Origin of the sequence: Paraburkholderia sp., assembly GCF_036488505.1 — a bacterium.
In the GTDB taxonomy this organism is placed as follows: Bacteria; Pseudomonadota; Gammaproteobacteria; order Burkholderiales; family Burkholderiaceae; genus Paraburkholderia.
Genome location: NZ_DASXHN010000195.1, coordinates 1 through 11,677, shown reverse-complemented (window position 1 = coordinate 11,677; position 11,677 = coordinate 1). Strand labels below are relative to the sequence as shown.

General features: G+C 63.6%; 12 protein-coding genes. 6 read left to right on the top strand and 6 right to left on the bottom strand.

The features are described from left to right. The first annotated feature begins 12 nt into the window (after nucleotides 1-12). The 5 genes from VGH68_RS11385 (at nucleotide 13) to VGH68_RS11365 (ending at nucleotide 6,366) form a co-directional block, all read left to right on the top strand. The gene (locus VGH68_RS11385; RefSeq protein WP_331603724.1) at nucleotides 13-1,038 is read left to right on the top strand and encodes a TRAP transporter substrate-binding protein; all 1,026 of its coding nucleotides are present in this window, start codon (nucleotides 13-15) and stop codon (nucleotides 1,036-1,038) included. Nucleotides 1,039-1,100: 62 nt separating this feature from the next. Beyond that, nucleotides 1,101-2,987, top strand: coding sequence for a TRAP transporter large permease subunit (locus VGH68_RS11380; RefSeq protein WP_331603723.1), 1,887 nt, complete (start codon nucleotides 1,101-1,103; stop codon nucleotides 2,985-2,987). 93 nt (nucleotides 2,988-3,080) lie between these two features. Beyond that, entirely contained in the window at nucleotides 3,081-3,620 is a 540-nt protein-coding gene (locus tag VGH68_RS11375) for a VOC family protein (protein WP_331603722.1), read from the top strand. Further along, complete coding sequence (locus VGH68_RS11370; protein WP_331603721.1) at nucleotides 3,617-4,915, top strand: ribulose-bisphosphate carboxylase large subunit family protein; 1,299 nt, start codon at nucleotides 3,617-3,619, stop codon at nucleotides 4,913-4,915. The genes VGH68_RS11375 and VGH68_RS11370 overlap by 4 nt, the downstream gene beginning before the upstream one ends. Nucleotides 4,916-4,938: 23 nt before the next feature. Next, nucleotides 4,939-6,366, top strand: a complete 1,428-nt coding sequence (locus tag VGH68_RS11365) for a four-carbon acid sugar kinase family protein (protein ID WP_331603720.1) — start codon at nucleotides 4,939-4,941, stop codon at nucleotides 6,364-6,366. Between the two features lie 4 nt (nucleotides 6,367-6,370). Here VGH68_RS11365 and VGH68_RS11360 read toward each other — a convergent pair whose 3' ends face one another. The 6 genes from VGH68_RS11360 to VGH68_RS11335 all read right to left on the bottom strand — a co-directional run bounded on the left by VGH68_RS11360 (nucleotide 6,371) and on the right by VGH68_RS11335 (nucleotide 9,323). Continuing rightward, nucleotides 6,371-7,171 carry an SDR family oxidoreductase gene (locus VGH68_RS11360; RefSeq protein WP_331603719.1) on the bottom strand — a complete coding sequence of 267 codons (801 nt, stop codon included), beginning with the start codon at nucleotides 7,169-7,171 and terminating at the stop codon, nucleotides 6,371-6,373. A gap of 143 nt (nucleotides 7,172-7,314) precedes the next feature. After that, entirely contained in the window at nucleotides 7,315-7,470 is a 156-nt protein-coding gene (locus VGH68_RS11355) for a DUF3309 family protein (protein WP_331603718.1), read from the bottom strand. A 228-nt stretch (nucleotides 7,471-7,698) separates the two neighbouring features. Further along, nucleotides 7,699-7,905: a hypothetical protein gene (locus tag VGH68_RS11350; RefSeq protein WP_331603717.1), complete on the bottom strand. Its 207-nt coding sequence runs from the start codon at nucleotides 7,903-7,905 to the stop codon at nucleotides 7,699-7,701. A gap of 361 nt (nucleotides 7,906-8,266) precedes the next feature. Continuing rightward, nucleotides 8,267-8,485 (bottom strand): hypothetical protein, encoded by a 219-nt coding sequence (locus VGH68_RS11345; RefSeq protein ID WP_331603716.1) that lies wholly within the window; start codon nucleotides 8,483-8,485, stop codon nucleotides 8,267-8,269. 189 nt (nucleotides 8,486-8,674) lie between these two features. Continuing rightward, on the bottom strand, nucleotides 8,675-8,965 hold the full coding sequence (locus VGH68_RS11340; protein WP_331603715.1) for a hypothetical protein: 291 nt from the start codon (nucleotides 8,963-8,965) through the stop codon (nucleotides 8,675-8,677). An 88-nt stretch (nucleotides 8,966-9,053) separates the two neighbouring features. After that, nucleotides 9,054-9,323 (bottom strand): hypothetical protein, encoded by a 270-nt coding sequence (locus VGH68_RS11335; protein WP_331603714.1) that lies wholly within the window; start codon nucleotides 9,321-9,323, stop codon nucleotides 9,054-9,056. Between the two features lie 442 nt (nucleotides 9,324-9,765). On the opposite strand from VGH68_RS11335, the gene VGH68_RS11330 reads away from it, so the two are divergent. Beyond that, nucleotides 9,766-11,677, top strand: a 1,912-nt coding sequence (locus VGH68_RS11330; RefSeq protein ID WP_331603713.1) for a serine/threonine-protein kinase, incomplete at its 3' end; no start/stop codon positions are given.

The window sequence follows — 11,677 nt, the reverse complement described above, 5'->3', positions numbered from 1 at the left end:
AAGGAGACGCTCATGACAAACCTCGCGAGACGCAGTCTGCTGCGTGCCGCGGCAGCGGTGCCGGTGGCCGGCGCGCTGGGCTTTCCAGCGATCGTACGCGCGGCATCCGGCCCGGAGTTCGTGTTCAAGTACGGCAACAATTTGCCGCTCACGCATCCGCTGAACGTGCGTTCACAGGAGGCGGCGAATCAGGTCCGCGAGGCGTCCAAGGGGCGCATGGAGATCCGGATATTCCCTAACAACCAACTGGGCGGCGATACCGACATGCTTGCGCAGGTGCGCAGCGGCGGCATCGAAATGTTTACGCCTTCGGCGCTCGTGGTATCGACGCTCGCGCCGTCAGTGGCGATCAATGCAGTCGGTTTTGCGTTTGGCGACTACGACCAGGTGTGGCGCGCGATGGACGGCAAGCTCGGCGCCTACGTGCGCGCGTCGATGCAAAAGGCCGGACTCGAATCGTTCGAGAAGATGTGGGACAACGGCTTTCGTCAGACCACCACCAGTACCGGCCCGATCGTCAACGCGCAGAACATGCGCGGGCTGAAGATCCGCGTGCCGGTGAGCCCGCTGAGCATCGATATGTTCAAGGGACTCGGCGCCGCGCCGACGAGCCTGCAATTCAGCGAAGTGTATTCGTCGTTGCAGACGCATATCGTCGACGCGCAGGAAAATCCGCTGCCGATCGTGCAGGTCGCGAAGCTGTATGAAGTCCAGAAGTACTGCTCGCTGACCAATCATATGTGGGACGGCTACTGGTTCGTATTGAACCCGCGTGCGTGGCAGCGTTTGCCGAAAGACCTGCAAGGTATTGCGAGCGACGCATTCAATCAGGCTGGACTCAAGCAGCGCGAAGACGTGCGCAAGCTGAACGATGCCGCCGTCGCCGATCTGCAAAGCAAGGGCCTCGCGATCAATCGTCCGTCGCCCGATACGTTTCGCACGGCGTTGCGTCAGGCGGGCTTTTACGGCGAATGGAAAGGCCGCTTCGGCAACGAGGCGTGGGATCTGCTCGAGCAATCGGTCGGCAAGCTCGCGTGAAGGCGCCGCGCTCCGGCGCGCGCCGGACGACGCGCGCCGTGCGGCCGCAAGGAGACAGCAGGATGTCGAATCACGTATTGAATCCGGTGGAAGCCGCCGTATCGTTGCAGGCTGCGAGCCTGCCGCGCCGCTGGCTGCGTACTGTCGATCGTGGCTTGATCGCACTGGTCGAAGTGGGCGCGGCGGTGCTGCTCGCGGTCGAAATCGTCGTGATGCTCGCGGGCGTCGTGTCCCGCTATTTGCTGCATCAGCCGCTCGTATGGTCGGATGAACTGGCCGGCATTCTGTTTTTATGGCTCGCGATGCTCGGCGCGGTGCTCGCGTTGCGGCGCGGTGAACATATGCGCATGACCGCACTCGTCAGCCGTTTATCGCCGCGGGCACGCGCGTTCGTCGATACGCTCGCGATCGTCGCGTCGATTGCGTTGCTCGCGCTGCTGATCGCGCCGGCGTATGAATACGCGTCGGGCGAAGCGGCGATCGTCACCCCGGCATTGCAGATCAGCAATGCGTGGCGCGCGCTCGCATTGCCGATCGGCGCGGTGCTGATGCTGCTGGTCGGACTGATTCGCGTTGCGCAGGTAAGCCGCTGGAGCGACGTGGTGATCGCCTGTGGCATCGCGGTATTGCTCGGCGGGGTGGCCGTGTTCGCGGGGCCGTGGTTTCAGACGCTCGGCAAGGCCAATCTGGTGATCTTCTTTGTCGGTGTGGTCGCGATCGGCATTTTCTCGGGCGTGCCGATCGGCTTTTCGTTCGCGCTCGCGACCTTCGGCTATCTCGGCCTGTCCACCTACACGCCGCTCGAGGTGATGGTCGGCCGGATGGACGAGGGCATGTCGCATCTGGTGTTGCTCGCCGTGCCGCTGTTCGTCTTCCTGGGTCTGTTGATCGAAATGACCGGCATGGCGCGCGCGATGATCGAATTTCTCGCGAGCCTCGTCGGCCATGTGCGCGGTGGATTGTCGTTCGTGCTGATCGCCGCGATGTATCTGGTGTCCGGCATCTCGGGTTCGAAAGTCGCGGACATGGCCGCGATCGCGCCGGTGCTGTTCCCGGAGATGAAAAAGCGCGGTGCGTCCGAAGGCGATCTCGTCGCGCTGCTCGCCACGACCGGCGCACAGAGCGAGACGATTCCGCCCAGCATCGTGCTGATCACGATCGGCTCGGTGACCGGCCTGTCGATTTCCGCGCTATTTACCGCTGGCATGTTGCCGGCCGCGGTGCTCGCGGTGATCCTGTGCACCGTCGTGTGGTGGCGTTATCGCAATGAAGATCTGAGCAGCGCACAACGTTTTACGCGCCGGCAGATCGGCCGGATGTTTATCGTGTCGCTGCCCGCGCTTGCGTTGCCGTTCGTGATCCGCGCGGCGGTGGTTGAAGGCGTCGCGACCGCGACGGAAGTGTCGACGATCGGTATTGCCTATTCGATGGTGGTCGGTCTGCTGATTTACCGGCGCTTCGAATGGCGGCGGCTTGGCCGCATGCTCGTCGATGCGGCGACGCTGTCGGGCGCGATCCTGTTCATCATCGGTTGCGCGACCGCGATGGCCTGGGCGCTCACGCAATCCGGCTTCTCGCAGGATCTCGCGCAACTGATGAGCTCGATGCCGGGCGGCTCGTTTGGCTTTCTCGCGGTGTCGATCGTCGTATTCGTGATGCTCGGCAGCGTGCTCGAAGGCATTCCCGCGATCGTGCTGTTTGGCCCGCTGCTGTTTCCGATTGCACGGCTCGCGGGCGTTCACGAGGTGCATTACGCAATCGTCGTGATTCTGTCGATGGGGGTCGGGCTGTTTTCGCCGCCGTTCGGCGTCGGCTACTACTCGGCGTGCGCGATCAGCAAGGTCAACCCGGATGCGGGGATTCGGCCGATCATCGGCTATATGGGCGCACTGATCTTCGGTTTGCTGCTGATCGCGGCGATACCGTGGATATCGATCGGATTTCTCTAGGCTGTTCTTCATCTGGTAGACGTTCGGGCGCTGTGTTCGCGCAGCGCCGGGGTGTCGCTCGTCCTTAAAAACCCGCAGCAACGGGAGAGTTTCATGAGTCGTTTCTTTGGCGAAATCCGTCAGGCAGGCTACGTGGTGCGTGATATCGAAGCCGCGATGGACTACTGGAGCCGCGTGCTCGGCGTGGGTCCGTGGTTTTACAACGAGCGCGTGCCGATCGAAAACTATACGTACCGTGGCGAACGTTATGAAGTGCACAACTCGGTCGCGCTCGCGAACTCGGGACCGTTGCAGGTCGAACTAATCCAGACGCGCAACGATGCACCGTCGATGTATCGCGACTTCCTTGTGGCTGGCCATACCGGTTTGCAGCACAACGCGTACTGGACCACGTCGTTCGATGCGGACCTCGCGAGGCTGCAGCAACAGGGCTTTAAGGTTGCGATGAGCGGCGAGGTGGGGCGCAACGGCCGCTTCGTCTACTTCGATACCGAAGATCATCCGGGCACGGTGATCGAGCTATCGGAAATCGCCGGGCCGAAGGGCAAGCTGTTCGACATGATCTATGCGGCCTCGCAGGACTGGAACGGCCGCGAGCCGGTGCGGCCCTTTCCCGATCTGAGCACGCTATGAGCACCGCTCATGCAGTGCGGCAGATCGATAGCGACACGCTCGAAGCCGACTATCTGATCGAAACGCCGCTCGATCCCGCGCGCGTCGCGGACATCATGGCCGGCGAGCAATCGAGCGGCACCTTCGTGCGGGTCGCCAACGAATCGGACGCACTGCGCGCGCGCAGCCGCGCGACGGTGCTGGATATCGAGGAACTCGAGGCCGCCGGACAGCCGTCGTTGCAGAGCGCGTGGCTGATGCGCCAGCGCGCACTGGGGCCTTGGCGGCGCGCGCGCGTCACGCTGTCGTTTCCGCTCGCCAATATCGGCGCCAATCTGCCGACGCTCGCCGCGACGGTCGCCGGCAATCTGTATGACCTCGGCGAAGTCACCGGTATGCGGCTGATGTCGCTGCGCTTACCGGCAGCGTATCGCGCGCGGTTCGAATTGCCGCGTCATGGCGTGGCTGGCACGCGCGCGCTGACGCAGGTCAGCGGGCGGCCGATGATCGGCACGATCATCAAGCCGAACGTGGGCCTGAGCGCGACCGAGACCGCGGCGCTCGTGCGCGGTTTATGCGAGGCCGGTGTCGATTTCATCAAGGACGACGAGGTATGCGCGAATCCCGCGCATGCGCCGCTTGCCGAACGCGTGCGCGCCGTGATGTCCGAAGTGCGCGCATATCGCGAACGCAGCGGCCGGCCTGTGATGGTTGCGTTCAACATTACCGACGATCTAGATGCGATGCGCGGCCATGCGGACCTGGTCGAACGGGAGGGCGGCAGTTGCGTGATGGCGAGCATCAACTGGTGCGGCTTCTCCGCGATTCAGACGCTGCGCCGCGCGACGCCGCTGGTGCTGCACGCGCATCGCAACGGCTACGGGATGATGTCGCGCGACCCTGCGCTCGGCATGTCGTTTCACGCGTATCAAACGCTGTGGCGGCTCGCCGGCGTCGACCATATGCATGTGCATGGTCTCGCGGGCAAGTTCGCGCAGAGCGATGCAGAGGTGATCGAGTCCGCGCGCGATTGCGCGACGCCGCTCACGCACGGCTGTGACGATACGGTGTTGCCCGCGTTTTCATCGGGGCAATGGGCCGGCACCGCGCAAGCAACATTCGACGCAGTGCGGTCCAACGATCTGCTATTCATGTGCGGCGGTGGCATTCTCGCGCACCCGGACGGCCCCGCCGCGGGCGTCGCGAGCGTGCGCCAGGCATGGGTGGCGGTGCAGTCGGGCGTACCGCTCGCGAGCTACGCGGAGAACGCGCCGGAACTGCGGCACGCATTGACGTTTTTCGGTGCTCGCACGTGAGTGGGATTCGAGGTCGCGACAAGATGACAGAACCGCGCGAATTTCCTGAATCAGCAGAGGCGCCCTATCGAGGACCAGCCTATGCGTTCTACGGCGACGACTTCACCGGCGCGACCGATACGCTCGCGCATCTCGCGCGCGCAGGCCTGCGCACGATGCTGTTGTTTGCGCCACCTGATGCGGCGCGTCTTGCGATGCTAGGCCGGCTCGATGCACTCGGCGTTGCAGGCGCCGCGCGCACGATGGCGCCATCCACGCAACAGCACGAACTCGCGCGCGTCGGCGCTGCGTTCGCCGCGCTCGGCGTGCGTGTGATGCACTACAAGGTATGTTCGACGTTCGACAGTGCGCCGCACACCGGCAGTATCGGCGTCGCGATTCGCACGCTGCGCGAGTACTGTGACAGCGAACTTGTCGCGATTGTCGGCGGGCAACCGAATCTGCGCCGCTATTGCGTGTTCGGCGAGCTATTCGCGGCATCCGGCGCGGACGATGGGCAACATGGGATTTACCGGATCGACCGCCATCCGACGATGAGCCGTCATCCCGTCACGCCGATGAACGAAGCGGATTTACGCGTGCATTTGCACGGGCAGGGCGTCGAGCATGTGCAGTCGATCGACTGGCGCGGCTACGCGACGGGCGATGCCGCGTTGCAGGCCGACGTGCAACGAAAGCTCGATGCGAAGCCGGACGCGTTGCTGTTCGATGTACTCGATGACACGCATTTGGCTGCGATCGGCAAGATCATCGCGCATTACTCAGCGCGGTCCGCGCCATTGCTTGCGGTGGGCGCGAGCAGCGTCGCGCAGGCATACGCATCGGCATACGAAACCCGTTTGAAATCGTCGACGCGCGATGAAGCGGCCGCGCCGTTGACTCGTGCGCGCGGTCCTGTATTCGTGCTGGCCGGCAGCCTTTCGCCAGTGACCGAGACGCAGATTGGCGCCGCGCGTTCATATTGGCGCGTGGAACTGGACCCGCTGCGAATGACCGGCGATACGGCGTCTGCGTATCTGGCGGATCGCGTCGCTGCGATTGCAGCGACGTTGCGCGATGGACGCAATGTACTGGCATTCACCGCGCGGCGAATAGCGACTGAAGAAGGTGGCGCGCATTCAAGCGCAGATTCGAGTAACGGCAGCACTGCGCAATCCCGGCTCGCGCATGCTTGCGCGGCGCTGCTCCAACAGGTACTCGACGCAGTGCGGTTGCACCGCATCGGCATTGCGGGCGGTGATACGTCGAGTATCGCGGTGCGTGCGCTCGACGCATGGGGACTGTCCTATCTCGCACCGCTCACGGCCGGCGTCACGATGTGCCGTCTGCATTCCGATCGCGCGGAACTCGACGGTATCGAGATCATGCTCAAAGGCGGTCAAATGGGCGACGCGAGTCTGTTCGAGCAATTGATCGACGGCCCCGCGACCGAACGAACAACTCGCGCTTAGCCGACTAGCCGTTACCCGCAAAACCCGGGTACAGCGTCATTCCGCCATCGACGAATAGCGTCGTGCCCACCACATAGTCGCTTTCGTCCGACGCCAGCCATACGGCGGCTTTGCCGATGTCGTCGACGTCGCCGACACGGCCATACGGAATCAGTTGCAGCAGCTTGTCGAGCGCTTCCTGCGTGTCCCAGGCGTCCTTGTTGATCGGCGTGCGGATTGCACCCGGTGCAATCGAATTGACGCGAATACACTCCGGCGCGACTTCCTGCGCGAGCGATTGCATCAGCATCCGGATACCACCTTTGGACGCCGCGTAGTTGACGTGCCCGGACCATGGAATCAGTTCGTGAACGGAACTGATGCAAATGATCTTGCCGAGTGCTTTTGAAGCAGGCGTCTGGCCGCGCCGGCGGAATTCCTTGACCGCGGCCTGGCAAGTCAGAAACTGGCCAGTGAGATTGGTCGATAGCACCAGGTTCCAATCGTCGAGCGTCATCTCCGCGAATGCACTGTCTTTCTGCAAGCCCGCATTCGCGATCACGATGTCGATGCCGCCGAAGCGCGCGCGGCTTGCGTCGAACATATTGGCAACCTGGTCGGGATCGGCAACATCGGCCTGAACTGCGAATGCGGACCCGCCGGCGTTCTCGATCTCACTGGCGAGCCGTTCCGCCGATTCCGCGTGCGAATGGTAGTTCAGCGCGACGGCCGCGCCCGCGTTCGCGAGTGCTTTCGCGACGCCATAGCCGATTCCCGAACTCGCGCCGGTGATCAGCGCAACCTGATTGGCGAGCAGTTTTTCCATTACACGCTCCGGTGTGCCCAATCAACCGAATAAGCGGGCACTGGGTTTAAACGACGAAGCCGCCGCGTACCGGCGCATCGAACTGCGCGCCGGTACACGGCGGCCCGTCTGGGTTTCGTTTCGAGTTGCGTGACTGGCCCGAGCTAGATCACGCCGGCAATCAGCAGCACGATCACCACGATGACAATGACGCCGACGCCGCCGGTAGGACCGTAGCCCCACGAGCGGCTATGTGGCCACGCTGGAAAGGCACCGATGAGTAGCAGAATCAGCACAATCAGTAGAATAGTTCCTAGCATGTTATGACCTCCCGCCTGGTTGATGAGGACCTGCCTTCCCGGCACGGCCACGCAAGGCCGCAGGGATACCCGGACGGAGCAAACCTTATGCCTGACGCGGTGAGCCTGCCGGCTCACCCTTTGGTAGTACGCCGCATCGGGCGGCTTCAGGCAACCGAACCGGCACGCTGTGCACGCGGAAGACGTATGCAGTGCGCCGTTTTTCGAATTGCGGACACGTCGCGCGTCCTATAAATACGTGCCGCCGATGCGGCCTTCGAAGATGGCGGTATTGATGTCCCAATCGTCGACGTGGCCGGTGCGGTTGCCGTCTACGGTGACGACGACGGAGCGCCCGCCGCGCAGCGTTTTCATCTGCTCGACGCTCAACGTCTGTGCGTCGGGTGCGTCGCTCGCGCGACGCGGCAGGTCTTTGATGATCACAGTGGCTTTCATGGCATTTCTCCTTGACGTGAAAAGGCGAGCAGAGCGCGGCGCCCACATCGATTTCTGCAAGGTCCATGCCATCGCGCGTGGATGTGGCGGCGAAAATCAGTCGCTGGCCGCGGCGCGCGTTCAGTCAACGGTGCCCGTGTTCGCGTCTGTGGCTCGTGCGGAAACCCGCGGCGCGCTGTCCATAAAGTGTTCGCGCGCACCTCACGCATTGCGTGCCAATGGTGGGATCGTCCAGCTGTTTTGCGCCAGGCGAAAGCTGCAAAAGCCGGTCCAAACGAAAACGGCACGCGCGACTCGCGCATGCCGTTGCGATGAAGGTTGCGATGAAAACTGCGGTGAAGCTTCGAGTCCGGCGGCGGTGCTAACGGCGCTTCTGTTTGCGTTGCAGGGCGGCGTCGCCGATCCGCTGATGCGCATTGGCGAAGCCCGGCGGATAGTCGACGACTCGCGTCGAGGCCGGCACCAGCGGCGCGGCGATATTCGAGCGCACACCGACGCGTGCGCCGCCGACGATCGCGGCCATCGCTTCACGGTCGAGTTCGACGCTCTGGGTCAGATCTTTGATGATGAGCTTTGCCATGGCGGCTCCATAAAAGCAAACGGGCGGCCGGACCTGTTCAGGTTCCGGCCGCCGCGCCTGTGTGTGATTCGGCATCTCGAGGTCTCGGCGCACTATCAGTATAGGTATAGAAAATCCGTTTGCGGCTTGCGTGGTGATGACATTGCCGCGGCACGGGAGGAACCCCCGTTCCCGCACTGCTGCATGCGCTCACACGGCGGCGTAGTTGGTCGCGAACAACGCTGGATCGACGTTCAGCTTGAACGGCACGGCGCCCGCGCCGTTGATGTGAACGTCGTTGAATGCGGCGACGTTCACGTTTTGCTGCTGAACCAGATTCTGGTTCACCGTGACGTTGATGTTGGCGATACCGGCAAGACTGCCGAGGCCGCCCGAGGGCAAGCTGGGCACGCTACTGCCGGTGCCGCCGGCCAGCGCGGACATGGCCCGGCGGTCGAGTTCGCGGGCGCCGGGCAGGTCGCGAATCATGAGGGATGACATGGCTTTTCTCCAGAGAGGCAGGGGAAGCGGACACGAACGGCGTGCGGCGAAGCGGCCCGCGGCAGCGGGTGCTTCGCCGCGGCACCCATTACATGCGGATGTTGTTGTCCGACTTGACCGTCGGATGGAACGACGACGTGATGTCGGCGGCGAGCGCGACGTTGTTGCCGTTCGCGTTCTGAAAGTTCAGTTCGTTGCTGATCAGTTGCGTCGCGGTGACGTTCTTGCTGTTGTTCGGGGCGACGACCGGGCTGAAGTTGTAGTACAGGCTCGGGCCGAAGCCGCCGCGTACCGCGCGCATTGCCTTGCTGTCGAGTTGTTCGGTGACGGCGAGGTCTTTGATCATCAGCGTTTTCATGGTGAGTCTCCTGAAAAGGGTTTTCGCAGTGTTGCGAGTGGTGGTGAGCAACTTGTTTGCTCGGACATCACTAATGCACAGGCTGTGCCAGTTTTATTCAAGGATCCTGATAAAGATCGGAAAGCCGCGCTGTACAAGGGTTCCGCGCTTGCCCCGGTGCAGCTCGCCCCGATGTCGACGCGCGATGTCCGGCCGGGAGCGATGGCGGCCTTCCGACAACCCGATGAAGCCTGTTGGTTCAGCCACGACACCGGCTTGCGGCGGAACAATCGCGGGGGGTGGCGCGTTCCTGTTCTGTCTGGTTTGTCCGGTTTGCGAAAGCTCAGACCGGGGGCTAGTATCGAATTGGCACATGTAACTGGTTACGACAGGTTCTCTATCGACCCGCGTGGCTCCCGTCGCATGCGACATGGCCCAGCGGCAACGGCGGTGCTTCGCACAAATGGCTAGCCTTGCGCGTGTGATCCACGACTTCCAGAGCGGCGCGCTGTCGCGTGACGAGTTCGTCGCTCAACTCGACAGCGCGTTGAGAGCCGAGCAACTGGGGCCGACGCAGCTGCTGGAGATGCTCGGCACCGTGCATCGTCAGGCGCCGTTGCCGGAGGATCTCTATGCGGAAGTGCGGCAGCGTATCGAGTCGTTGCGGGTATCGAACGTGGCCGCGGGCGGCGAGGAAACCAGCATTCACACAACGGTGGACATCCCGCCGCAGCGCTCGGCGAGCGCGGGTAGTGCGGGCGTTGCAGGGGCGTCGAGCACTTCCGGCAATTCCGCCGGCGCGGCCGCGCACGATTCGATCAAAGGCATTGGCGACACGCTGAACAACCGCTTCGTACTCGAGGAATGCCTCGGCGTCGGCGGCATGGGCACCGTCTACAAGGCGCTCGATCTGCGCAAGCTCGAAGCATCGGATCGCAAGCCGTATCTCGCGATCAAGGTGCTGAACGTCCAGTTTCGCGGCAATCCGAATTCGCTCGTCGCATTGCAACGCGAGGCGCGCAAGGCGCAAGTGCTCGCGCATCGCAACATCATCACCGTGTACGACTTCGACCGCGACGGACCCATCGTCTATCTGACGATGGAGTACCTGAGCGGCAAGCCGCTCAGTCAGTTGCTGCGCACACCGGGCTATCAGGGCATGCCGGTGCGGGCCGCGCTGCCGATCGTGCGCGGCATGTGCGCGGCACTCGCGTATGCGCATGAACGCGGTTTCGTCCATTGCGATTTCAAGCCGGCCAATGTGTTTCTGACCACCAATGCGGAAGTCAAGGTGATCGATTTCGGCATTGCCCGTGTATTCCAACGCCCCGAAGAAGAGTCAGACGCGACCGTATTCGATCCCGGCAGCCTCGGCGCGTTGACCCCCGCCTATGCGAGCCCGGAAATGATCGAGCATCGCGAGCCGGACCCGCGCGACGATATCTACGCGCTCGGCTGCATCACCTACGAGCTGCTGACTGGCCATCATCCGTTCGATCGTCTGTCCGCGACCCAGGCGCGTAATGCCGATTTCAGGCCGCAGCGTCCGCCTGCTCTCGATTCGAGGCAGTGGCGGGCGCTGCGCGCAGCGTTGTCGTTCGATCGCAATACGCGCATGCCGAGTGTCACCCGTTTTATCGCCGAGTTCGACAATGAAGCACGCGCGGAAAAGTCCGGCACGCTCGCGAAAGCCGGGCTCGCGTGTTTGGCGGTGGTGTGCGCGGCGGCGGTCGGCGTGTTTGCGCTGCGCTCGGGACCGAGCCGTCAGAACGAGGTGCGCAGCGACGCGGCGCAGTCGCCGACGCCGGCCGATCAGGTGGATCGCGCGGGGGGCGCTTCGGCAATGGTGCCGCCGCTGGCTTCGCCGCCACCGCAAGCTCCTGCCGCCACGGCCAACGGGCCCGCCGCGACGATCAGCAGTGCGCCCGCGAGCGCGCCCGCGGCGCCGCCGGCCGCGCCGAAACTTGCGCTGACGCTCGCCGCGATCACGCCGGTGCTGGCTCACGTGCCATGCTCGGCGCTTTCCGCCACCGTGCAGGATCACGCGCTCTCGGTGCGGGGTTTCGTGTCGCAGCGTTACGGCGCGGCGCATCTGAGGGACACGTTGGCTGCGGTACCGGGCGTCGATACGGTTGCGCTCGACGTGCAGCCGCTTGCCGACGACAAGTGCGATGCCGTAAAGACGCTGGCGCCGTACTGGGTGCGCAACTGGCAGACGGGGCGCGCCGCATCGCTGCATGTGCGGCCGCCGAGCGGCTTGCTGACCGACGGCGATTCACTCGTCGTCGACCTGCGCACGCCCAGCTTCGACTCGTACGTGAACGTCGACTATTACCAGCTCGACGGCAGCGTCGTGCATATGGTGCCGAGTCCGC

Bases quoted from the DNA above. Each gene is read 5' to 3' on its own strand.
- VGH68_RS11385 (WP_331603724.1), top strand. From the start codon at position 13: ATGACAAACCTCGCGAGACGCAGTCTGCTGCGTGCCGCGGCAGCGGTG.
- VGH68_RS11380 (WP_331603723.1), top strand. From the start codon at position 1,101: ATGTCGAATCACGTATTGAATCCGGTGGAAGCCGCCGTATCGTTGCAG.
- VGH68_RS11375 (WP_331603722.1), top strand. From the start codon at position 3,081: ATGAGTCGTTTCTTTGGCGAAATCCGTCAGGCAGGCTACGTGGTGCGT.
- VGH68_RS11370 (WP_331603721.1), top strand. From the start codon at position 3,617: ATGAGCACCGCTCATGCAGTGCGGCAGATCGATAGCGACACGCTCGAA.
- VGH68_RS11365 (WP_331603720.1), top strand. From the start codon at position 4,939: ATGACAGAACCGCGCGAATTTCCTGAATCAGCAGAGGCGCCCTATCGA.
- VGH68_RS11360 (WP_331603719.1), bottom strand. From the start codon at position 7,171: ATGGAAAAACTGCTCGCCAATCAGGTTGCGCTGATCACCGGCGCGAGT.
- VGH68_RS11355 (WP_331603718.1), bottom strand. From the start codon at position 7,470: ATGCTAGGAACTATTCTACTGATTGTGCTGATTCTGCTACTCATCGGT.
- VGH68_RS11350 (WP_331603717.1), bottom strand. From the start codon at position 7,905: ATGAAAGCCACTGTGATCATCAAAGACCTGCCGCGTCGCGCGAGCGAC.
- VGH68_RS11345 (WP_331603716.1), bottom strand. From the start codon at position 8,485: ATGGCAAAGCTCATCATCAAAGATCTGACCCAGAGCGTCGAACTCGAC.
- VGH68_RS11340 (WP_331603715.1), bottom strand. From the start codon at position 8,965: ATGTCATCCCTCATGATTCGCGACCTGCCCGGCGCCCGCGAACTCGAC.
- VGH68_RS11335 (WP_331603714.1), bottom strand. From the start codon at position 9,323: ATGAAAACGCTGATGATCAAAGACCTCGCCGTCACCGAACAACTCGAC.